This window comes from Sanguibacter massiliensis (assembly GCF_900240335.1).
Taxonomy (GTDB): Bacteria; Actinomycetota; Actinomycetes; order Actinomycetales; family Cellulomonadaceae; genus Flavimobilis; species Flavimobilis massiliensis.
Genome location: NZ_LT964979.1, coordinates 1,059,927 through 1,080,394, shown reverse-complemented (window position 1 = coordinate 1,080,394; position 20,468 = coordinate 1,059,927). Strand labels below are relative to the sequence as shown.

At 72.0% G+C, this 20,468-nt stretch carries 16 protein-coding genes; 8 read left to right on the top strand and 8 right to left on the bottom strand.

Annotated elements, in window-relative coordinates; genetic code table 11:
- Positions 1 to 21 precede the first annotated feature (21 nt).
- The 4 genes from C1729_RS14280 to C1729_RS05010 form a co-directional block, all read right to left on the bottom strand.
- A complete protein-coding gene (locus C1729_RS14280; RefSeq protein WP_129590666.1) occupies positions 22 to 1,008 on the bottom strand; it encodes a TolB-like translocation protein in 987 nt (328 codons plus the stop codon).
- Positions 1,009 to 1,071: 63 nt separating this feature from the next.
- Positions 1,072 to 1,581, bottom strand: coding sequence for a GNAT family N-acetyltransferase (locus tag C1729_RS05020; RefSeq protein ID WP_102508971.1), 510 nt, complete (start codon positions 1,579 to 1,581; stop codon positions 1,072 to 1,074).
- Between the two features lie 58 nt (positions 1,582 to 1,639).
- Positions 1,640 to 2,275, bottom strand: a complete 636-nt coding sequence (locus C1729_RS05015; RefSeq protein ID WP_102508970.1) for a TIGR00645 family protein — start codon at positions 2,273 to 2,275, stop codon at positions 1,640 to 1,642.
- 106 nt (positions 2,276 to 2,381) lie between these two features.
- Positions 2,382 to 3,839 carry an NAD-dependent succinate-semialdehyde dehydrogenase gene (locus C1729_RS05010; RefSeq protein ID WP_102508969.1) on the bottom strand — a complete coding sequence of 486 codons (1,458 nt, stop codon included), beginning with the start codon at positions 3,837 to 3,839 and terminating at the stop codon, positions 2,382 to 2,384.
- A gap of 58 nt (positions 3,840 to 3,897) precedes the next feature.
- Between C1729_RS05010 and C1729_RS05005 the strand changes: the two genes are divergently transcribed.
- Positions 3,898 to 4,704 carry a thymidylate synthase gene (locus tag C1729_RS05005; protein WP_102508968.1) on the top strand — a complete coding sequence of 269 codons (807 nt, stop codon included), beginning with the start codon at positions 3,898 to 3,900 and terminating at the stop codon, positions 4,702 to 4,704.
- Entirely contained in the window at positions 4,701 to 5,222 is a 522-nt protein-coding gene (locus C1729_RS05000) for a dihydrofolate reductase (RefSeq protein WP_340637936.1), read from the top strand. The genes C1729_RS05005 and C1729_RS05000 overlap by 4 nt, the downstream gene beginning before the upstream one ends.
- Positions 5,223 to 5,273: 51 nt before the next feature.
- On the opposite strand, the gene C1729_RS04995 is transcribed toward C1729_RS05000, so the two are convergent.
- A complete protein-coding gene (locus C1729_RS04995; RefSeq protein WP_207204564.1) occupies positions 5,274 to 6,104 on the bottom strand; it encodes a polysaccharide deacetylase family protein in 831 nt (276 codons plus the stop codon).
- Between the two features lie 123 nt (positions 6,105 to 6,227).
- On the opposite strand from C1729_RS04995, the gene dapA reads away from it, so the two are divergent.
- From dapA to C1729_RS04980, 3 genes are all read left to right on the top strand, one after another.
- The gene (gene dapA / locus C1729_RS04990) at positions 6,228 to 7,136 is read left to right on the top strand and encodes a 4-hydroxy-tetrahydrodipicolinate synthase (protein WP_102508967.1); all 909 of its coding nucleotides are present in this window, start codon (positions 6,228 to 6,230) and stop codon (positions 7,134 to 7,136) included.
- Between the two features lie 12 nt (positions 7,137 to 7,148).
- Positions 7,149 to 8,834, top strand: a complete 1,686-nt coding sequence (locus C1729_RS04985) for a ribonuclease J (RefSeq protein ID WP_102508966.1) — start codon at positions 7,149 to 7,151, stop codon at positions 8,832 to 8,834.
- A 123-nt stretch (positions 8,835 to 8,957) separates the two neighbouring features.
- The gene (locus C1729_RS04980; protein WP_102508965.1) at positions 8,958 to 11,735 is read left to right on the top strand and encodes an FtsK/SpoIIIE family DNA translocase; all 2,778 of its coding nucleotides are present in this window, start codon (positions 8,958 to 8,960) and stop codon (positions 11,733 to 11,735) included.
- Between the two features lie 12 nt (positions 11,736 to 11,747).
- Here C1729_RS04980 and C1729_RS04975 read toward each other — a convergent pair whose 3' ends face one another.
- A complete protein-coding gene (locus C1729_RS04975; RefSeq protein ID WP_102508964.1) occupies positions 11,748 to 13,064 on the bottom strand; it encodes a CapA family protein in 1,317 nt (438 codons plus the stop codon).
- A 55-nt stretch (positions 13,065 to 13,119) separates the two neighbouring features.
- Between C1729_RS04975 and pgsA the strand changes: the two genes are divergently transcribed.
- The 3 genes from pgsA to C1729_RS04960 all read left to right on the top strand — a co-directional run bounded on the left by pgsA (position 13,120) and on the right by C1729_RS04960 (position 14,715).
- Positions 13,120 to 13,713 (top strand): CDP-diacylglycerol--glycerol-3-phosphate 3-phosphatidyltransferase, encoded by a 594-nt coding sequence (gene pgsA, locus C1729_RS04970; protein ID WP_242493719.1) that lies wholly within the window; start codon positions 13,120 to 13,122, stop codon positions 13,711 to 13,713.
- Positions 13,710 to 14,189 (top strand): CinA family protein, encoded by a 480-nt coding sequence (locus tag C1729_RS04965; protein ID WP_102508962.1) that lies wholly within the window; start codon positions 13,710 to 13,712, stop codon positions 14,187 to 14,189. Before pgsA ends, C1729_RS04965 begins: the two co-directional genes overlap by 4 nt.
- Before the next feature lie 202 nt (positions 14,190 to 14,391).
- The gene (locus C1729_RS04960; protein ID WP_102508961.1) at positions 14,392 to 14,715 is read left to right on the top strand and encodes a helix-turn-helix domain-containing protein; all 324 of its coding nucleotides are present in this window, start codon (positions 14,392 to 14,394) and stop codon (positions 14,713 to 14,715) included.
- On the opposite strand, the gene C1729_RS04955 is transcribed toward C1729_RS04960, so the two are convergent.
- The gene (locus C1729_RS04955; RefSeq protein WP_102508960.1) at positions 14,699 to 15,499 is read right to left on the bottom strand and encodes a DNA-formamidopyrimidine glycosylase family protein; all 801 of its coding nucleotides are present in this window, start codon (positions 15,497 to 15,499) and stop codon (positions 14,699 to 14,701) included. The genes C1729_RS04960 and C1729_RS04955 overlap by 17 nt on opposite strands.
- A gap of 30 nt (positions 15,500 to 15,529) precedes the next feature.
- Positions 15,530 to 20,404 carry an Lhr family helicase gene (locus tag C1729_RS04950; protein ID WP_102508959.1) on the bottom strand — a complete coding sequence of 1,625 codons (4,875 nt, stop codon included), beginning with the start codon at positions 20,402 to 20,404 and terminating at the stop codon, positions 15,530 to 15,532.
- Between the last annotated feature and the right edge of the window lie 64 nt (positions 20,405 to 20,468).

Genomic DNA, 20,468 nt, shown 5'->3' with positions numbered 1-20,468 from the left:
AATCGCAGACGAGGGCGATTGCTAGATCAATGTCAGGTTCGCCGCTATGTGGAACAGAGTGAGGCCCTGCTTTTTCACGGTGCAGAGCGGAGTCGTCGCTCCGTCATAGATGTTGACCGCGAACATCGAGTTGATCGGCCCTTCCTGGAAGACGGAGACAACGTGATTGTCGTCGTACCAGCCCTGGACTCGGTGCACGCGCTTCTTGGGCTGGAGATGGATCTCGCGAGGTAGCCCCGGCGGGGACGTCAAAATACCTGAGTCGACATCGAGTATTGCCAGGGTCGTGGCGTTGCGCACCAGGAGTCGTCGACCGTCTGGACTCCATGATTGTGTTCCATGGAGTCCATACACCCCGAGTTCTGCGACTGCCTCCCCCGTCCCGGAATCGACGACGGCCGTTGTGGCGGAGTTCATGCCTGGTTCGACTGGTTGCGGATTCACAGAGAACGCGATCCGCGAACTGTCGGGTGAAAGCTGTGCGGCCGTCATCGCTTCATCGCTCAGCCGGATTTGATGCCCAGGGATTTCCAGTGCCGGGGTGAGCTCGCCGCCGGACTCGCTGAGACTCAGCGTGGTGGATTGGGACCAGGCCGGCGCGTTCGATCCGCTCGGACTGCTGCTGGTCGCTGCCCTTGACTGGGCGGCAAGAATAACATCGACCTTGATGTCGAACGACTGTCGGAAGTGGTCGAGTCGCCCGCTTGTTGTTTGGGCGATCGGCGAGCGCAGGAGCGTCGGCAGGAGTGTTTGCAGTATGCGATGGTCGACGATGCCGGGCTCGAGCCAGCGATGATGCGATGAGATGACGCTTGTTCCGTCGGCGCTGAGCCACGCGTAGAATCGTTCGGCGGTCCCTTCGAGCCCGGGCAGTCGACGGAGCTCGTAAGTTCGCGGATCTGCGGCATGTGGGATATGAGTTGAGCCGTCCCACGCGAGGAAGGTGGTGCGTTCGAGCCCGGGCTCGAGCTCGGCGTCGACAAAGCGGTATTCCGGGATGTCCGTCACGGTGTGAAAACTATCGGTGCCCGCAGCGTGGCGCAAACGCTCGAACGGGGAGAACCGGACCGCTCAGAGCGTTGCGCTCCACCGACATTCGACGACCTCTCGGCCGCCGAGGTCGAGCGTGCGACGGCGCCCGTCGGCCGCCATGCCAGCGCCTGAGAGGAAGTGCTCGCGCCCCTCGTCGCCCGCGAGGACCCACGCCGAGACCTCCTCGGCACCGTCCTGGCGCAGCCGGTCGACGGCCGCGGACATCAGACGTGAGCCGTGGCCCTTGCGACGTTCGTCGGGTGCGACCTCGAGGCCGGCGATCGCGCCGGGGGAGAGCGCGACGTAGCCGACGACGCGTGGGCCGGCGCACGCGACGAGCACCGCGAAGCCCGGCCCGGGCGGCGTGCCGACGGCGGTCGCCCACTGGGTCCGGAAGCCGTCGGGGTCGAGGCGGTCGAGGACGTCGGCGCCGAGGGCGTCGGCGTGCGTCGCTCGCCACGCGGCGATCTGGAGGTCGGCCATGGCGACCTCGTCGCCCGGCACGGCCGGGCGGACGGAGACGTCCGCGGTCGGGGAGAACAGGCTCATGGGTCCAGTCTCTCCCGCCTGCGGACGTCCCGCGGACACTCGTGCGCCGCGCGTGGCGTCAGTGGACGGCGGCCGCCGCGTTGGCGGCGCGCTGGTGCGCCGTGAGCGACATCCGGTCGATCCACGCGAGGGCGAGCGCGGAGACGACGAACGCGAGGTGGATGACCGTCTGCCAGAGCATGATCTCGCCCGTGATGCGGCCCGAGCTCGACTCGATGAACGTCCGCAGCAGGTGGACCGACGAGATGCCGATGATCGACATCGCGAGCTTGGTCTTGAGGACGTTCGCGTTGACGTGGCTGAGCCACTCGGGCTGGTCGGGGTGCCCGTCGAGGCGCATGCGGGACACGAACGTCTCGTAGCCGCCGACGATCACCATGATGAGGAGGTTGGAGATCATGACGACGTCGACGAGGCCGAGCACCGCGAGCATGATCTCCTCGGCGCCGAACGTGTGCTCGACGACCGCGTGGGTGACGGGGTCCTCGGTCGTGTGGACACCGGTGAACCCGCCGACGAGCAGGTGCCAGAGCTCCTTGAGGAACTGCCACACGTAGACGACCTGCGCGACGATGAGGCCGAGGTAGAGCGGGGCCTGCAGCCAGCGGGAGGCGAAGATCATCGCGCCGAGCGACGAGCTGTAGCGCGGGCCGGCGAGGGTCGGGTCGGGCGTGGGGGTGCTGAGCTCGCTCATGGCGGCCTTCCGGTCGTCAGGACGTGGAGCGCCCAGACTAGAGGCGGCGTCCGAACGGGCCTGGACCCAGTGCACGATACGGACACCGGTGAGTCCCGGATCGCGGTCAGAGCGCGACGTACACCGTCTCGAGGTACTCCTCGAGCCCCGCCTCGCCGCCCTCGCGGCCGAGGCCGGACATCTTCACGCCGCCGAAGGGCGCGCTCGCGTCGGAGACCATGCCCCGGTTGAGACCGATCATCCCGGCCTCGAGCTCGTCGGCGAGGCGCATCGCGGTGCTGACGTCGCGGGTGTGCGCGTACGCGACGAGGCCCGCGTCGGTGTCGTTCGCGAGCGCGATGCCTTCGTCGAGGGTGCCAAAGCGGGTGACGGGCGCGACGGGACCGAAGATCTCCTCGCGGAGCACGACGCTGTCGGAGGGGACGTCTGCGAGTACTGTCGGTGCGAAGAAGTGGCCGGGGCCGCGCGGGGCATCCCCACCGGTCGTCACGCGGGCACCGTCGGCGAGCGCGCCCGCGACGGTCTCGTCCATGCGGTCGACCGCGGGTGCTTCGATGAGCGGGCCCACCTCGACGCCGTCGCGCGCCCCGGGGCCGACGCGCAACCGCGCGAACGCCTCGGTGAGCCGGGCCGTGAGCTCGTCGGCGATGCCAGCCTGCGCGTAGATGCGGTTCGCGGCGACGCACGTCTGCCCGGAGTTGCGCATCTTCGCCTGGAGGAGGCTCGTCACGGCGAGATCGAGGTCCGCGTCGTCGCACACGAGGAACGGGGCGTTGCCGCCGAGCTCCATCGACGTGCGCAGGATGCCTTGGGCGGCGCCCGCCAGCAGCGTGCGGCCGACGTCGGTCGAGCCCGTGAACGACAGCTTGCGCAGGCGGCGGTCGGCGAGCAGCGGCTCGGTGAGACGGCTCGCGCTCGTGCCCGTGACGACGTTGAGCACGCCCGTCGGTAGGTCGTGCGTCGCGAGCGTCGTGCGGACGATCTCGGCGACGAGCATCGTCGTGAGCGGCGTGAGGCGCGCGGGTTTGACGACAACGGTGCAGCCCGCGGCGAGCGCGGGCGCGATCTTGCGCGTCGCCATCGCGAGCGGGAAGTTCCACGGCGTGACGAGGAGCGAGGGGCCGACGGGGCGGCGCGAGACGATCTGCCGAACGCCGCCCGCGGGGGCGGTGCGCGCAAGGCCGCCCGTGCGCACCGCCTGCTCGGCGTACCAGCGGACGTAGTCGGCGCCGTACGTGAGCTCGGCACGCGACTCCGCGAGCGGCTTGCCGCCCTCGGCCGTGATGAGAGCGGCGATCTCCTCGCCGCGCGCGAGCAGCGTGCGGTGGACGTCGGCCAGGACGTCGGCGCGGGCACGCGGCGAGGCGGCCCGCCACGCCGGGGCGGCGTCGGCCGCGGCGTCGAGCGCCGCGGGCGCCCCCGCGCCGTCCGCGTCGGCGACCTCGGCGAGGACGTCGCCGGTCGCGGGGTCGTGCACCTCGAACGTGCTCGGGGCAGCCTGCCACTCGCCGCCGACGAGCGAACCGGTGGGGAGGTCGTGGGGGAGCGTCGTCGTCGGAGCCATGAGTCCATCATGCGCCGCCTCCGGCGTCTCGGCAGGGCCATCCCGTAGGCTTCCGGCCATGACGCGGCGCCCCGACACGCAGTACGAGGATCTTCTGCGCGACGTTCTCGAGCACGGCACCCCCAAGGCGGACCGGACGGGCACCGGCACGCGCTCGGTCTTCGGCCGACAGCTGCGCTGGGACCTCGCGCAGGGTTTCCCGCTCGTCACGACGAAGCGCGTCCACGTGCGGTCGGTCGTCGGCGAACTCCTGTGGTTTCTCCGGGGGGACTCGAACGTCCGCTGGCTCCAGGAGCACGGCATCCGCATCTGGAACGAGTGGGCGGACGCCGACGGTGAGCTCGGCCCGGTCTACGGCGTCCAGTGGCGTTCGTGGCCGACGCCCGACGGCGGGCACGTCGACCAGATCACGAAGGTCGTCGAGGACCTGCGTGCGAACCCCGACTCGCGCCGGCACATCGTCTCGGCGTGGAACGTCGCCGAGCTCGACAAGATGGCGCTCGCGCCGTGCCACGCGTTCTTCCAGTTCTACGTCGCGGACGGCCGGCTGTCGTGCCAGCTCTACCAGCGTTCGGCAGACATGTTCCTCGGCGTGCCCTTCAACATCGCGTCGTACGCGTTGCTCACGCACATGGTCGCGCAGCAGGCGGGCTATGAGGTCGGGGACTTCGTGTGGACGGGCGGCGACGTCCACGTCTACGACAACCACCACGCGCAGGTGCGCGAGCAGCTGAGCCGTGAGCCGTTCCCGTTCCCGACGCTCGCGCTGCGCAAGGCTGCGTCGATCCTCGACTACACCTTCGACGACGTCGTCGTCGAGGGATACGAGCACCACCCGGCGATCGCGGCGCAGGTGGCGGTGTGAGCGAGCGCGCGCCGGGCACGTGGCTCGGCATGATCTGGGCACAGGACTCGAGCGGCGGCATCGGCATGGGCGGGACTCTGCCGTGGCACCTCCCGGAGGATCTCGCGTTCTTCCGCGAGCAGACGCGCGGGCACGCGGTCGTCATGGGGCGCAAGCAGTGGGAGTCGCTTCCCGATCGTGTCCGACCGCTGCCGGGCCGCCGTAACATCGTCCTCACGCGCGACGCCTCGTACGAGGCTCCGGGAGCCGAGACGGTGCGCTCGCTCGCGGACGCGCTCGCCCGCGTCGCGGGGGAGCGCGCGTGGATCATCGGCGGCGGTCAGGTGTACGCGCAGGCCGTCGACGATGCCGACGAGCTCGTCGTCACGAAGATCGACGGTAACTACGACGTCGACGTCCATGCGCCCGAGATCGGGGACGATTGGACGCTCGTCGCGCGCGAGCCCGGCGCGGGCTGGACGACTGCCGCGAACGGCATGCGCTATGCGGTCGAGCGTTACGAGCGCACCGGCGGCTGAGCCGGGGCCGTACGCGCACAGCGTGGTTCGGACGGAGCGCGGCTCGGCGGATCAGCGGTGCGCGGGCACCGCGTCGACGATCTCGCTCATCGTCACGAAGCGCATGCCGCGCTCCGTGAGCGAGCGCACGAGCCGCTCGACCGCGGCGTAGAGCGACTCGGCCGGAGTGCCACGTCCGTCGTGGCAAAGGATGACCATGCCGGGGCTCGCTGTCGCGAGATCCCGGTCGACCTTGGCCTCAGCGCCGTCAGTCGGCAGGTGGTGCGACCACAGGGCGACGTCGTAGTCGAGCTCGGCTGCCGCGTAGAGCACGGGTGCATCCATGCGTCCGTAAGGCGGGCGCAGCCAGCGCGGGGTTGTGCCGGTGACGTCGACGAGCGCTTCGTGCGTGCGGGTGAGGTGGTCGAGACATTCGGCCGCCTCGTAGCGTGTGAGGTCCGTGTGGTCCCAGCCGTGCGATCCGATCTCGTGACCGCCCTCGACGACCGCGCGGGCGACTCCCGGATGCTCGCGTGCGGCTGAGCCGTGCTGGAAGAACGTCGCTCGGGCGTCGTGCCGGGCGAGGATCTCGAGGACGAGCGGCGTCCAGCGAGGGTCGGGACCGTCGTCGAAGGTGAGCGCGACGAGCGGTTCGGCGCACCCCGCGCGCCACACGACACGGGACGCACAGGCGGTCGTGCGTGTCTCGGGTCGCGGCGAGACGCGGTATGTGGGTGGACGACGGTCGCTCCGCGCGGTTTGTGCGACGGAACCACCGACGGCACCGAGCGCACCCACCGCCGCGATGGTCGCCATGCCGCGCAGAATCGCGCGGCGCCCCGGCGCCGTACCTCCGGTCGTGACCTCGTCGGCGTCGTCGACCGTGTCGTTCCCCTGCCCCATGTGTCGGATGCTAGTGGGCCGGGCACCGACCCTGCCAGGACGTCTGGCACGTGGCACGTGACGTGCGTCCGCAGGGCGTGCCCCGCACGCGCCATGGTGTCGTCTCGCGATAGGTTGGCCTCCATGACGCAGACCCCCGCGCGCCCGTTCGGCGCAGTGCTCACCGCGATGGTCACCCCGATGACGCCGGACGGCGCCGTCGACGTCGAGGCGGGGGCCGCGCTCGCGAAGCACCTCGTCGACCACGGGCACGACGGGCTCGTCGTCAACGGCACGACCGGCGAGTCGCCCACGACCCACGCCCCCGAGAAGGCCGAGCTCGTCGCAGCCGTCGTCGAGGCGGTCGGGGACCGTGCGCGGATCGTCGCGGGCGCGAGCTCGAACGACACGGCGCACGCCGTCCGCATGGCCGAGCAGTCCGCCGAGGCCGGCGCGCACGGCCTCCTCGTCGTCTCCCCGTACTACTCGCGTCCCTCGCAGGAGGGCGTCTACCGTCACACGCTCGCGGTCGCCGAGGCCACGGACGTCCCGGTCATGCTCTACGACGTCCCCGGGCGCACGGGTGTCCGCTTCGCGCCCGCGACGATCGCGCGCCTCGCCGAGCACGACAACGTCGTCGCCATGAAGGACGCGACAGGCGACATCTACGGGGCCTCGAAGCTCATCGCGTCGACCGGCCTCGCCTGGTACTGCGGTGACGACGCCCTCTACCCCGCCTACCTCGCATACGGCGCGAGCGGCATCGTCTCCGTCGTCGGCCACGTCGTCGGCGACCAGCTCGCCGAGATCACACGTGCGTTCGACGAGGGCGACCACGCGCGCGCCTGGTCGGTCTTCTCGACGATCACGGAGGCCATCGACGCCGTCAACGGCGCGGGCTTCCAGGCCGTCATGGCGAAGGCCGCGTGCGAGCTCCTGGGCCTCGTGCCCACCCGGACCCTCCGGCTGCCCCAGGTGGCAGCCACCGACGACGAGGTCGCCGTCGTCCGCGCCCACCTCGTGGCCGCGGGACTGCTCGATCCGTCCCACTGAAAGGCACCCCACATGAGCAACGCCCACCCCGAGCTTCCCGCGCCGCCGCCGCTCCCCGCAGGCGGGTTGCGGGTCGTCCCGCTCGGCGGGCTCGGCGAGGTCGGACGCAACATGTCCGTCCTCGAGTTCGACGGCAGGCTCCTCGTCATCGACTGCGGCGTCCTCTTCCCTGAGGATCACCAGCCGGGCGTCGACCTCATCCTCCCCGACTTCGAGTACATCGCCGATCGCCTCGACGACATCGAGGCGATCATCCTCACGCACGGGCACGAGGACCACATCGGTGGCGTGCCGTACCTCCTGCGCATGCGCCGTGACATCCCCGTCGTCGGGTCGCAGCTCACGCTCGCGTTCATCGAGGCAAAGCTCAAGGAGCACCGCATCACGCCCGTGACCTTCGCGGTCAAGGAGGGACGGACGGAGTCCTTCGGTGCGTTCGAGTGCGAGTTCATCGCAGTCAACCACTCGATCCCTGACGCGCTCGCCGTCGCCGTGACGACCCCCGCCGGCACCGTGCTCAACACGGGCGACTTCAAGATGGACCAGCTGCCGCTCGACGGCCGCATCACCGACCTGCGCGCGTTCGCCCGCCTCGGCGAAAAGGGCGTCGACCTCTTCATGGTCGACTCGACGAACGCCGAGGTCCCCGGGTTCGTCACGGGCGAGCAGGAGATCGGTCCGGTCCTCGAGGGCGTCTTCGACCAGTGCGACGGCCGGATCGTCGTCGCCTCGTTCGCGTCGCACGTCCACCGCGTCCAGCAGGTCCTCAACGCGGCGCACTCGCACGGACGCAAGGTGGCGTTCGTCGGTCGCTCCATGGTCCGCAACATGGGGATCGCGTCCGAGCTCGGCTACCTCCACGTGCCCGACGGGCTGCTCGTCGATCTCAAGAAGATCGACACGCTCCCGGACGACCGGGTCGTCCTCATGTGCACGGGCTCGCAGGGCGAGCCGATGGCCGCGCTCAGCCGCATCGCCAACCGCGACCACAAGGTGTCGGTCGGCCCGGGCGACACGGTGATCCTCGCGTCGTCGCTCATCCCGGGCAACGAGTCGTCGGTGTTCCGCGTCATTAACGGGCTCACCCGTCTCGGCGCGCGCGTCGTCCACTCGGGCAACGCCAAGGTGCACGTCTCGGGCCACGCGAGCGCGGGCGAGCTCATCTACTGCTACAACATCCTGCGCCCGCGCAACGTCATGCCGATCCACGGCGAGGTGCGTCACCTCGTCGCGAACGGCGCGCTCGCGGTCCGCACGGGTGTTCCGCCCGAGCGCGTCGTCCTCGCGGAGGACGGTTTTGTCATCGACCTCGTCGACGGCAAGGCGTCGATCGTCGGTGCCGTCCCGTGCGGCTACGTGTACGTCGACGGCTCGAGCGTCGGCGAGCTCACGGACGCCGAGCTCAAGGACCGTCGGATCCTTGGCGAGGAGGGCTTCATCTCGATCTTCGCGGTCATCGACTCCTCGACCGGGAAGATCGTCGCGGGACCCGAGATCCACGCGCGCGGATTCGCCGAGGACGAAGCCGTGTTCGACGGGATCCTCCCGCAGCTCTCGGACTCCCTCGAGGAAGCGGCGGCAGGCGGCAACGTCGACACGCACCAGCTGCAGCAGGTCATGCGGCGCGTCGTCGGCCGGTTCGTCTCGAACCGCCTGCGTCGTCGTCCGATGATCGTGCCGGTCGTCGTCGAGGCCTGACCTCGGCATCGCTCTGACACCCCGGGACCCTGAGGGTCCCGGGGTGTCGTCGTCGGACCGTGTGACGTTCTCGTGCCGCGCCGCTGCCATGGTGTGTCGGCGGTCGTTGGTAGGTTCGGAACCATGGCGACACGTGGCTCCTCAGCACCTTCCGCGAAGCGCGGCACGACGACGGCGCGCAGCGCCGGTGCGTCGTCGCGCGGCTCGGGCGGGGCACGTTCGGGCAGCTCGTCGTCCAAGGGCTCGACGTCGGGTCGGCGCGCGCCGCAGCCCGAACCGACGCAGCCCGCGCTCCCGCTGCGCATGGCGAAGGGCGCCTGGATGGGCACCGCGCACCTCGTCGGCGGCGGCTTCCGCAGCGTCGGGCGCGGAGCGCGTGACCTCGACCCGGCGCACCGCCGGGACGGCGTCGCGCTGCTCCTGCTCGCCCTCACCATCGTCGTCGCGGGCCGCGAGTGGTTCGGGCTCGAGGGCTTCGTCATGGAGTGGGTGCACCTCGGGGTCGCCGGGCTCCTCGGCGTCGTCGGCGTCGCGCTTCCCGTCCTCCTCGGCTGGCTCGCGGTGCGGTTCATGCGTGCACCGCAGGAGAGCGCGGAGACGAGCCGCAAGGGCATCGGCATCACCGCGATCCTCGTCGCCGTGTGCGGGGTCGTCGCGATCTCGTCGGGGCGTCCCTCACCGACGGACGGCTGGGACGGGCTCCAGGAGGCTGGGGGCATCCTCGGCTACGCGGCAGGCAACTCGCTCGTCGCTGCCTTCAGCGCGTGGATCGCGGTGCCGGTGCTCGTGCTCCTCGCGTTCTTCGGGGTCCTCGTCCTCACCGCGACGCCCATCAACCAGATCGTCCCGCGCTTGCGGCAGCTCGTCGGGCACGCTCCGGCCACGGACGAGGAGACCGACGACGCGGGCCCGCTCGAGCTCGCCGAGGGCGTCTCGCGTCACGACGGCACCGATCCGATCGAGGCTGCGCCTCGTCGCAGGCGCTTCGGCCGCCGCAGGGACGACGACGCCGACGCGACGCCGACGACCACGCTCGCGGAGGGCGGCGACGGCGTCCGTCCGTTCGACTCCGCCGCAATGCGCGAGGTCGAGCCGGGGTCGACCGACGTGACCGCGCTGCTCGGGCACGACGCGGCCGACGACGTACCGGCCGCGACCGCTCCGACAGCGGCCACCGCGCCGACCGTCCCGGCGACGGTGCCCGCCGCCGAACCTGCTCCCGAGCCCGCCGCGCCCCCGACGACCGCCGTCCCGCACGGCGAGCAGCCCATGCTCGGCGGCGACATCGTCTACGTCCTTCCCAGCGAGGAGACGCTCCTCACCGGCCCGCCGCACAAGGTGCGGTCCGCCGCGAACGACCGCGTCGTCGAGTCGCTCTCGAACGTCTTCGAGCAGTTCGGCATTGACGCGAAGGTCACCGGCTTCTCGCGCGGCCCGACCGTGACGCGCTACGAGGTCGAGCTCGGCCTCGGCACGAAGGTCGAGAAGATCACCAACCTCTCGAAGAACATCGCGTACGCCGTCGCGAGCGCCGACGTCCGCATCCTCTCGCCGATCCCCGGCAAGTCCGCGATCGGCATCGAGATCCCCAACGCCGACCGCGAGACCGTCGTCCTCGGCGACGTCCTGCGCTCGTCGGTCGCGCGTCGCAGCGAGCACCCCATGATCATCGGCATCGGCAAGGACGTCGAGGGCGGGTACGTCGTCGCGAACCTTGCGAAGATGCCGCACATCCTCGTCGCCGGCGCGACGGGCGCGGGTAAGTCGAGCTTCGTCAACTCGATGATCGTGTCGCTGCTCATGCGCGCGACCCCCGACCAGGTGCGCATGGTGCTCGTCGACCCCAAGCGCGTCGAGCTGACGATCTACGAGGGCATCCCGCACCTCATCACGCCCATCATCACGAGCCCCAAGAAGGCTGCCGAAGCCCTCGAGTGGGTCGTGCGGGAGATGGACGCGCGGTACGACGATCTCGCGATGTTCGGCTACAAGCACATCGACGACTTCAACGCGGCGGTCCGTGCGGGCAAGGTCCAGCCTCTGCCCGGATCCGAGCGCAAGATCGCCCCGTACCCGTACCTCCTCGTCGTCGTCGACGAGCTCGCGGACCTCATGATGGTCGCCCCGCGCGACGTCGAGGCGTCGATCCAGCGCATCACGCAGCTCGCCCGCGCGGCCGGCATCCACCTCGTGCTCGCGACGCAGCGCCCGTCCGTCGACGTCGTCACGGGCCTCATCAAGGCCAACGTCCCCTCGCGCCTCGCGTTCGCGACGAGCTCGCTCACCGACTCGCGCGTCGTCCTCGACCAGCCGGGCGCCGAGAAGCTCATCGGCCAGGGTGACGCCCTCTTCATGCCCATGGGCGAGGCCAAGCCGGCCCGCGTCCAGGGCGCCTGGGTCGAGGAGAAGGAGATCGCGGCGGTCGTCGCGCACGTCAAGGAGCAGCTCAAGCCCGTCTACCGCGAGGACGTCACGGTGACGGCCGCGAAGAAGCAGATCGACGACGACATCGGTGACGACCTCGACGTCCTGCTCCAGGCCGCCGAGCTCGTCATCACGTCACAGTTCGGCTCGACCTCGATGCTCCAGCGCAAGCTCCGCGTCGGGTTCGCCAAGGCTGGCCGACTCATGGACCTGCTCGAGTCGCGCGAGATCGTCGGCCCGTCCGAGGGGTCCAAGGCGCGCGACGTCCTCGTGCAGCCCGAGGGGCTGCCTGCGGCGCTCGCGATGCTCCGTGGCGAGGACGCGCCCTCGACCTCGGAGCCCGCGTTCGACCAGGATGCTCCCGACGACAGGTACGCCGACGGCGTCGGCTCCGGACTGCCGCCCGTCGCGCACGACTACGGCGACGGGGACGACGAGGACGGGTCCGAGGACGCCTGGTCGCTCACCGGCCGCTGAACGGCACCAGGATCACCGCTCGGAGCGTTCCTCGACCGTCACCGTCGCGGTCGACGCCGTCGGCTCGCGCCGCTCAGGCGCCGACCCGTCGACGGCGTCGCGCACGTGCTTCTCACGCGCCGTGAGCGCACCGGCGGAGAGCCTTCCGACCTTCGAGCCGTCGAGATCCGCGAACGCGTGAAGCCGGTGACCGTCGAGGCGGTCGACCGTGATGCCGACCCACTCGACACCCGTGACGCGGGCCGGGCCGTCCGCCGCATGGCGGACGTTCGCGAGCATGAGCAGCCCGTTCGACGTCTCGGCGATGCAGCAGTCCGAGTCCTGGTTCGAGATCATGTTGCCGAGGCCGTAACCGACCCACATCCCGGAGTCGCCGGGACCGCCGTCGAGACGTTCGAACGGCTGCGGGACGTGCGCGTGATGACCGATGAGCAGATCGACCTCGCCCGAGCGCGCGAGCGCCGCGGCGAACGCCCGCTGCTCGTCGTTGGGCGCGGTGACGTACTCGTTCCCCGCATGCATCGACACGAGGACGACGTCGGCGCCGCGCTCGCGCTCAGCCTTCGCCGCCGCGATCATCGCGTCCGCGTCGAGCATCGTCACCGACCACGGCTTGTCGGCGTCGACCGGCATGCCGTTCGTGCCGTACGTGCCTGAGAGGTGCGCGACGACCGTCGTGCGTCCCTGCGACTCGAGCGTGTAACGCTGCGCCTGCGACGACTCCTCCGCGGAACGCGCGGTGCCCACGTGGCCGAGACCCTCGGCGTCGAAGACGTCGAGCGTGCGCGCGAGCCCGGCGAATCCCTTGTCGACCGAGTGGTTCGACGCGGTCGAGCATCCGTCCCACCCCTGCGCCGCGAGGTCACGGACGAGCGCGGGCGTCGTGCCGAACATGGGGTAGCCCGACACCGGACGACCCTCCGGCGCGACCGGGACCTCCATGTGGCACAGGGCGAGGTCTGCGCCCTGCACCCAGCTGTCGAGCCCGGCGAGCAGGGGTCGGAAGTCGTAGCCGTCGCCCGTACGGGCCGATCGCATCACGGGCGTGTGCGGCAGGACGTCACCCGCCGCGAGGATCGTGAGATCGACGTCGGGCGTCGGCGTCGGCGTCGGTGTGGGCTCGGCAGGCGGGGTCGTGGGCTGAGGTACCGTCGACGCGACAGGGGCAGTCGGAACGGACGACGGGCCCTCCGGGCGCCCGCCGAGGAGGTCCGGGACGACGACCGCCGCGGCCGTCCCGGTGGCGACGACGACCGCGACCGACGCCGCGACCACTGCCCAGCGTCGGGGGCCTGCCGCATGAGCAGAACCGTTCTGGGCATGGCGCATCACACAGGGGAGACTACCGCCCGTCATGCTGGGTGCCAGCGCCTATTCTGTGAGGATGACGCAGAACTCCGGGAGCATGTGGCGGACGCAGTGGAACATCGCGAACGCGGTGACGGCGGCCCGCATCCTCATGGTTCCGTTCGTCGCCTGGGCCCTGCTCGTCGACGGCGGCGACACAGCTCCCTGGCGCTGGGTCGCGACGGTCCTCTTCGTCGTCGCGGCCGCGACCGACAAGGTCGACGGGCATCTCGCCCGGAGCAGGGGCCTCGTCACCGACCTCGGCAAGCTCCTCGACCCGATCGCCGACAAGGCCCTCATCGGCACTGCGCTCGTCGGCCTCTCGCTCCTCGGTGAGCTGTGGTGGTGGGTGACGATCGTCATCCTCGTGCGGGAGCTCGGGATCACCGCCATGCGGCTGCTCGTCATGGATCGCTTCGTTCTCGCTGCGTCGCGCGGCGGCAAGCTCAAGACCGTCCTCCAGTCGGTCGCGCTCTCGATACTCCTCCTGCCGCGCGGCGTCCTACCCGAGCTCGTCCACACCGCCGGCTACGCCGTCATGGGGCTCGCGGTCGTCGTCACGCTCGTCACGGGCCTCGACTACGTCGTCCGGACCCTGCGCAACCCCGTCGTGCGCGAGGGCCACGCATGACGATGCTCGCTGCCGCCGCCGACGGGCTGCTCGCCGTGACACGCGAACGGGGGCTCACGGTCGCCGTCGCCGAGTCGCTCACGGGCGGGATGCTGAGCAGCGCGCTCGTCGGCCCGCCCGGCGCCTCGGACGTCGTGCTCGGCGCCGTCGTCGCGTACGCGACGGACGTCAAGTCGACGGTGCTCGGGGTCGATGCGGCGCTGCTCGCCGAGCGAGGACCCGTCGACGCCGACGTCGCCGGGCAGATGGCGCTCGGCGCGGCCCGGCTCCTCGGGGCTCGCTGCGGCATCGCGACGACCGGAGTCGCAGGACCCGGCCCCCAGGACGGGGTCCCTGCGGGCCGCGTGCACGTCGCGGCGTGCGTCGACGGCGTCGTCCGGAAGCGTCGGCTCGACCTCCCCGGAGACCGCGCGGAGATCCGTGAGCGTGCCGCGCTCGCGGCACTCGAGCTCCTTCACGAGATCGTCACCGGGTGAGTCAACGCCGACCGGGAACACCTGAGGCCCCGGAACAGTTGGACAAGGCATGGAGACATCGACACGTCCGGGACCGTCGGCCACGGGAGGAACGTCTCGCGCAGCACGCGGGACCGCCCGACGGCGCGAGCCTGTCCGTGGCTCGTTGTATCCTCACCAGACCGTGACGCAGCGGAGTGGAACGACGGAGAGGGGGCGCCAGATGATCGTCCTGCGACGAGAGATCGGTGATGTCCTGCGTGACGCGCGCCAGCGGCAGGGCCGGACCCTGCGCGAGGTGTCGTCCGCAGCACGTGTGTCGCTCGGCTACCTCAGCGAGGTCGAGCGTGGTCAGAAGGAAGCCTCCTCGGAGCTGCTCGGGTCGATCTGCGAGGCGCTCGACGTCCCGCTGTCGACCGTGCTCCGTGAGGTGAGCGACCGGGTTGCGGTCGCCGAAGGTCTGTTCGTCCCGGACACGGTCCCGGACGACTTCGCGAGCGCCGTCGTCCGGGTTCCGGCACGGCGCGAGCTCACACCGATCGGCTGACACCTGGCTGCGGTGTCTGGCACCGTGGGCAGAAGAAGATCGGACGTTCCTCGGGCGGCCTGCGGGCCTGCCGCACCGCGATTGCGGTGCGGCAGCGCACGCACGGCCGCCCGAGGCGTCCGTGCACCCGTGATTCACGCGCCTCGAGACCGTGCACGACGGCGACCGTCATGTCGCGACGCGCCGTGAGGAGGAGCGCCGCGAGCTCGTGGGCGTCGAGCGTGCCGACCGTCCGCCACGGGTCCGTGCGCCGCGCGAAGAGCGACTCCGCGGCGTAGATGGTGCCGATCCCCGCGACCCGCCGCTGGTCGAGGAGGGCCTCGGCGACGCTCACTCCCGGCCCGTCTCCCGCGTCCCGCAGCCGCAGAGCTGCCGCGCGGACGTCGAGGTCGTCTGCAAGGACGTCAGGACCGAGGTGCCCGAGCAAGCGACGCGCGTCACGCGATCGGACGACGTTGAGCATGCCGAGGTTCTCGCCGAGCGCCGTCCACCGCGCCGATGCGAGCACGGCCCTCACGTGGGGTGCGCGGCCCTCGGCCTCGGGCGAGCCGGTGCGGGCGACGTACCAGCGGCCCTCCATCCGCAGGTGCGAGTGGACCGTCCAGCCGTCCGTCGTCCTCACGAGGAGGTTCTTGCCGTACGCAACGACCTCCGCGACCTCCCGACCGGTGAGGTCGACGTCGCCGAGCCCACCCCACCGGAGCTCGGTCCGTACGAGGGCCGCACCTCGCAGCGCGGCGTCGAGGCGGGCGGCCGTGAGCCGCAGGGCGTCACCCTCGGGCATCGCACGTTCCTCCCCAGCGGCGCGCGGCGGTCACGACCTAGCCCCGGGCCTCACGCGCAGCCCGCGCGGAGTCAGCGCGAAACCTGCCGCGGTGAGCGCCTCGACGACCGGCCCGTCGAGCCCGAACACCTCGGTGCCGTCGACGTGCCGCACCGTCGACCTGCCGAGCGCCCCCGCCGCGGCGGCATCCGCGAGCGCATGCGCCCCGCGAGCGAGCAGCCCCGGATCCTCGGTGAACGACAGGAGCGTGCGGCCGCCCCGTTCGACGTAGAGGACGAGATACCCGTCGACGAGGACGACGACGGAACCCGCCTTGCGCCCGGGCCGGTGCCGCACCTCGGCGACGCCCGCAGGCCACGCGAGGGCGGCGCCGTACGGGTTCGCCGGGTCGCAGGCCGCGAGGACGAGCCCGTCCTCGGCGCGACGGCCGGCCGCGGCGACCTGCGGCGCAGCGGGCTGCAGGTTCCGCTCGACCGCACGCGCGTCGTCCCGCAGCACGTCGACCGCACCAGGTACGGCGAACTGCGAACCACCAAGATGCTCGACGAAGTACCCCCGACGGACGTGACCCGCGGCCTCGAGCGCGGTGAGCACCTTGTAGACGTCGGGGTAGCGGCCGACGACCTGCTCGGCGGGGGCGACGGCGCGCGTGACGATCCCGTGCCGGTCGAGGAGCACCATCGCGAGCGCGTGCGCGCGCACGGTCGGGTCGGGCTCCGTCCCCGGCAGCAGAGACCACCTGCCACCGCCGTGAAGAGCCTCGGGCGCGGTGGTCCGCACGAGCGCCGCAAGACCGAAACGTCCGCGAGGACGGTGGACGGGACGGGCCTGAGGGCGCGGCGCGCGGGGTGAGGGCCCGAGGAGCGCGCGCAGCGGGCCGAAGGAGTCGTTCGTCGCGCGGCCGGCCCACACGAGGTGCCACAGTGACTCCCGCACGATCTCGGCGGGGTCGTCGCCGAGCGCCGTGACGTCGTCCGCGGCCTCGGCGGCCGCGCGGGCGCGCTCGACGACGCGGTCGACGAAGTGTGCGCCGGAACCCTCGAGCGCGGCGAGGACGTACGGGAGCGCAGCCGGCCCTCCCGCTGCGTCCGACGGCTCGGGAAGCGTGAGCGGCGCGGTCCCGGCGAGATGAAGGCTCACGGTGCCGTCCCCGGAGCCCCTGCCCGGTGCTGCGAGCGAGCCGTGCCCGGCCCACAGCACCTCGCCGCTCGTCGTGAGCGCGTCGAGGAGCGCGGGGGAGTAATCGACGACGCGGCTCGGCAAGATCCGCGACTCGAGATCCGATGCCGGGACGGGCACCCCGGCGAGCTGCTCGATCGCGCGCAGCAAGCCGGCACGGCCGCGCAGCTCGCCGACACGCTGCCACCTGGGAAGGAAGAGACCGAGAGCCGCCGGCGGCGCAGGTTCGACCTCGGCACGCAGCAGCGCGAGCGAACGTCGGCGCAGACGACGCACGACGTCGCGGTCCGCATACTCGTCCCCCGCACCACCGAGCACGGCGGGGAGCATGCGTCCGCGCACGAGCTCGCCCGCCGCGACGAGCCGGTCGAGGACCTCACGGACGACGGCTGTCGGCAGTCCGAACCGCAGGGCCACGTCGTCGGCCGGGAACGGCACGTGCGTGCGCGCGTGCCGTCGCACGAGGTCGCCGAGCGGATCGTCGACAGGAGCGAGGAGAACGTCGGGAAGCCCGACGGGGAGCGCGGCGCCGAGCGCGTCCCGCACCCGGGAGGCGTCGTCGAGGGCGAGCCACCGCTCGGTCGCTTCGGCAGAGGACTCGGACCTCAGGCCCGGCAGACGCACGGCGACGACCTGGCGGGAGGCCTCGAGCCGAGCGAGCCAACCGGAGACGTCCGCGCCGTCTTCTGCGCGTGCGGCGAGCTCGTCGAACGACGACGGTCCGCGCCGCCGGAGCAGGTCGAGCAGTCCGTCGTGGCTGCGCGCCCTGCGGTCCGGGGTGAGACCGTCGAGCTCGGCCGCGACCTGCTCGACGGCCGTCGGGTCGAGGAGGTCGGCGAGCTGGGCGCCCGACGAGCTGCCGAGAAGCTCGTCGAGGAGTGTCGGGTCGAGCGCGAGCGTCGCGGCGCGCTGCTCGGCGAGCGGGGCGTCCGCACCGTAGAGGTTCTGCGCCGTGTAGCCGAGGAGCAGCGACCGGGCGAACGGCGAGGGCTGCGTCGTGTCGACGTGGACGACGTCGACCCGACCTGCGGCGACGTCGGCCATGAGCGAGGTGAGCGCCGCGACGTCGAAGTCGTCCTGGAGGCACTCGCGCGCTGCCTCGTGGACGATCGGGAACTCGGGGAAACCCGCGGCGACCTCGAGCAGCTGGGCCGAACGCTGCCGCTGCTGCCACAGGGGCTGGCGCCGGTCCGGGGAGCGCCGGGGGAGCAGGAGGGCGCGCGCCGCAGCCTCGCGGAAGCGCGCAGCGAAGTGGGCCGACCCGGCGAGCGCGTCTCGCACCTGCCCGGTGACCTCGGCAGGGTCGGTGAAGAGCTCGTCGGCGACCTCGGGCGCGGCTCCGTCGGGCAGGAACCCGGTCCACGTGCCGTCGGCGCCGACGCCGTCGAGGCCGATGTCGGGCAGCCGCAGCACGATGCCGTCGTCCGCGTGCATGGCCGCGACGTCGACGCCGTAGCGCTCGCGCAGGCGCGCCCCGAGCAGGAGAGCCCACGGTGCGTGGACCCGCGACCCGAACGGGCTGTGGACCACGACGCGCCAGTCGCCGATCTCGTCCCGGAACCGCTCGACGACGATCGTCCGGTCGTCCGGAACGACCCCTGTCGCCGCGTGCTGCTCGCGGAGGTGGGCGACGACGTTGCCCGCCGCCCACGGGTCGAGCCCCTCCGCGGCGAGGTGCGCGAGGGCCGCCTCGGTCCTGGCGGCGCTCGCCGGGAGGACGCGGCCGACCGTCTCGCGCGTCCACGCGCCGATGGCGCGTCCGAGCTCGACAGGCCGTGCCGGCGAGTCGCCCTTCCAGAACGGCATGCGGCCGGGCAGCCCCGGGGCGGGCGTCACGAGGACGCGGTCGGGCGTGATCTCGTCGATGCGCCACGTCGTCGAGCCGAGCGTGATCGTGTCCCCGACGCGTGACTCGTAGACCATCTCCTCGTCGAGCTCGCCGACACGCTTCCCGCCGCGCGCTCGCGGCGCGGTGTCGGCACGGACATCGTCGGGCCCTCCGGGTGACGAGGCCGCGAGGAAGACTCCGAAGAGCCCGCGGTCCGGGATCGTGCCGCCGCTCGTCACGGCGAGCCGCTGCGCGCCGGGACGTGCCTGCAGCACGTCCCGGCCGCGGTCCCACGTGAGCCGCGCGCGGAGCTCCCCGAACGCCTCCGACGGGTAGCGGCCCGTGAGCATGTCGAGGACGCCGCGCAGCGCCGAGCGGGGCAGCTGCGCGAACGGCGCGGCACGCCGCACCGTCGCCTCGAGCTCGTCGACCGGCCAGTCCTCGGTCGCGACCATCGCGACGACCTGCTGCGCGAGGACGTCGAGCGGGTTGCGGACGAGCCGCAGCGGCTCGAGCTCACCCGTGCGCATCCGTGCAGCGGTCACGGTCGCGGGCACGAGGTCGCCCGTGTGCGTCGGGACGAGCACGCCGTGGCTCGGCACGCCGACGGCGTGCCCCGCACGCCCGACGCGCTGCAGTCCCGACGCGACGGACGGCGGTGACCCGACGAGGACGACGAGGTCGACGGAGCCCATGTCGATGCCGAGCTCGAGCGAGCTCGTCGCGACGACGACGGGCAGCCGACCTGCCTTGAGCTCGCCCTCCGTGTACGAGCGTTCGGCTCGGGACATCGAACCGTGGTGGGCGCGCGCGAAGACTGCGTCGGCCCCTGCGGACGTCCCGGCCTGCCCGGGGACCGCAGCCGGCTGCGACGCCCCCGGGTCGGGCACGTCGAGGCCTTGGCGGCGGGCCCAGATCTCGTTGAGTCGCGACGTGAGTCGCTCGGCGCTGCGGCGCGAGCTCGCGAAGACGATTGTCGAGCGGCTGGTCGTCGCGAGGTCGACGATGCGTTCCTCGACGTGCGGCCAGACCGATGCACGCGCGAGGGGCCCGGCTGCGGGTCCCGTGAGGTCCGGGCCGTCGTCGGACGGGCTCGTCCCCGGCAGCGGTGTCGCCGCAATGTCGGTGAGGTCCTCGACCGGGACGACGACGTCGAGGTCGACCTGGCGCCGCGCGGGAGGTTCGACGACGACGACGGGCCTGCCGCCGTCGGCGGCGGTGCGGTGTCCCGCGAGCAGCTCCGCGACCGCGTCCGTGGGGCGGGCCGTCGCCGAGAGCCCGATGCGCTGCGCGGGGGTGTCGAGCAGGAGGTCGAGCCGTTCGAGCGAGAGGGCGAGGTGCGCGCCCCGCTTCGTGCCGGCGACCGCGTGGATCTCGTCGACGATGACGGTGCCGATCTCGCGCAGGCCCTCACGTGCCGCGGAGGTGAGCATGAGGAAGAGCGACTCGGGCGTCGTGATGAGGATGTCCGGCGGGTGCACCGCGAGGCGACGTCGCTCCGCCGGGGGCGTGTCGCCCGTCCGCGTGCCGACGGTCACCCGGGGCAGGACGAGCGACGCTGCGGCCGCCGCATGCCTGATGCCCGTGAGCGGGCTCGCAAGGTTGCGCTCGACGTCCGCGGCGAGCGCCTTGAGCGGCGAGACGTAGAGGATGCGGTCGGTGCGTGGGCCGTCGGCGGCGGTGTCCCGGGCAAGGAGGCGGTCGATCGCCCAGAGGAACGCTGCGAGCGTCTTGCCCGAGCCTGTAGGTGCGATCACGAGCGCGTGCGAGCCGCCGCTGATCGCGGCCCATGCCTCGGTCTGGACGCGTGTCGGCCCCGCGAACGCACCCGTGAACCAGGAGCGTGTGGGCGCGGTGAACCCCGCGAGGGGCTCGGCGGACGGTCGCGTGGGTGTCACGTCTCCTATTGTGGCGCGGGCCACCGACACTGCGCGTGGGACGTGCGCGGGAGCGCCCGTGCGG

Coding starts and splice junctions, on each gene's coding strand:
- C1729_RS05020 (WP_102508971.1), bottom strand. CDS start 1,581: ATGAGCCTGTTCTCCCCGACCGCGGACGTCTCCGTCCGCCCGGCCGTG.
- C1729_RS05015 (WP_102508970.1), bottom strand. CDS start 2,275: ATGAGCGAGCTCAGCACCCCCACGCCCGACCCGACCCTCGCCGGCCCG.
- C1729_RS05010 (WP_102508969.1), bottom strand. CDS start 3,839: ATGGCTCCGACGACGACGCTCCCCCACGACCTCCCCACCGGTTCGCTC.
- C1729_RS05005 (WP_102508968.1), top strand. CDS start 3,898: ATGACGCGGCGCCCCGACACGCAGTACGAGGATCTTCTGCGCGACGTT.
- C1729_RS04995 (WP_207204564.1), bottom strand. CDS start 6,104: ATGGGGCAGGGGAACGACACGGTCGACGACGCCGACGAGGTCACGACC.
- dapA (WP_102508967.1), top strand. CDS start 6,228: ATGACGCAGACCCCCGCGCGCCCGTTCGGCGCAGTGCTCACCGCGATG.
- C1729_RS04985 (WP_102508966.1), top strand. CDS start 7,149: ATGAGCAACGCCCACCCCGAGCTTCCCGCGCCGCCGCCGCTCCCCGCA.
- C1729_RS04980 (WP_102508965.1), top strand. CDS start 8,958: ATGGCGACACGTGGCTCCTCAGCACCTTCCGCGAAGCGCGGCACGACG.
- C1729_RS04975 (WP_102508964.1), bottom strand. CDS start 13,064: ATGCGCCATGCCCAGAACGGTTCTGCTCATGCGGCAGGCCCCCGACGC.
- pgsA (WP_242493719.1), top strand. CDS start 13,120: ATGACGCAGAACTCCGGGAGCATGTGGCGGACGCAGTGGAACATCGCG.
- C1729_RS04965 (WP_102508962.1), top strand. CDS start 13,710: ATGACGATGCTCGCTGCCGCCGCCGACGGGCTGCTCGCCGTGACACGC.
- C1729_RS04960 (WP_102508961.1), top strand. CDS start 14,392: ATGATCGTCCTGCGACGAGAGATCGGTGATGTCCTGCGTGACGCGCGC.
- C1729_RS04955 (WP_102508960.1), bottom strand. CDS start 15,499: ATGCCCGAGGGTGACGCCCTGCGGCTCACGGCCGCCCGCCTCGACGCC.